This window comes from Streptomyces sp. NPDC050448, assembly GCF_040655295.1.
Taxonomy (GTDB): Bacteria; Actinomycetota; Actinomycetes; order Streptomycetales; family Streptomycetaceae; genus Streptomyces.
On sequence record NZ_JBFAJR010000144.1, the window covers coordinates 1 to 1,098 of the forward strand.

At 68.0% G+C, this 1,098-nt stretch carries 1 protein-coding gene; it reads left to right on the forward strand.

The annotated features are described in order from the left end of the window. Nucleotides 1–263 precede the first annotated feature (263 nt). A partial coding sequence (locus AB0I68_RS39150; RefSeq protein ID WP_363182219.1) for an IS110 family transposase occupies nucleotides 264–1,098 on the forward strand: 835 nt, incomplete at its 3' end.

Genomic DNA, 1,098 nt, shown 5'->3' on the forward strand with positions numbered 1-1,098 from the left:
CGACTGTCAGTCTCTTCGCACCGGATCCCGCAAGGATCGGGTAGCCCCGGCCGAGGCGGTCTGACTCTTGCTTACGACTGACCCCACGGGTGTCCTGGCGTTGATCTGTCGACCGCCCGGCCGGGCACGCAGCAAGCGCTGCCGCCGGACGGACGTGACCTGATAAGAGCCTGGAGCCGACTCACCAAAGCGTCCCCGTGACAGTCCTGTCCGTCCGACCGGCGACAGCGTGGCCTCCCACGCTACCGACCGGAAGGAACATCGTGCAGACCATCGAGCAGCCCAGGTCCGGGCATGTCGTGATCGGTGTCGACACGCACAAGCACGTCCACGTCGCAGCGGTGATGGACACGATCGGCGGGATCCTTGCCACCTTGACCATTCCCACCGACACCGGCGGCTTCCAGCAACTGCTGGACTGGACTGCCTCGTTCGGAAGAGTCCTGGCGTTCGGGATCGAGGGCACCGGCTCCTACGGTGCCACACTGACATCGTTTCTCCGCAGGAACGGCCACAAGGTGGTCGAGGCCGGTCGGCCGGACAGGCGTCTTCGACGGATGAACGGCAAGTCCGACACCCTGGACGCCGAGAACGCCGCCCGCGCCGTGCTCGCCGGGTTCGCGACCGCCACACCGAAGAGCGCCGACGGCGAAGCGGAGATGATCCGCCGGCTCAAGGTGGCGCACGACCAGGCCGTTGAACAGCGCGCCGCGGCAATGGTCACGATGAAGGCGATGCTGGTCCACGCCCCGGACACCCTGCGCCGGGAGACCGCGGGAAAGACACAGGTCACCCTGGCGCGGCAGCTGGCAGCCCTGCGTCCTCGCCGCCTGGAAGGACCCGAGGACGCACTGCGTCACACGCTGCGGACGCTCGCCAAGCGGTGGCAGTACCTCGACGCCGAGGCCAAAGAACTGACGAAGATGATCGGCGACCTGGTCCAGCGGGCCGCTCCGCAGCTGCTCGAGCCGTTCGGTATCGGGGTGGACACCGCCGCGGAAATCCTCGTCGTCGCCGGCGACAACCCCGAACGGATCAAGTCCGAGGCCGCTCTCGCCAAGCTCGCGGGCATCGCTCCCGTGCCCACCGGCTCCGGCA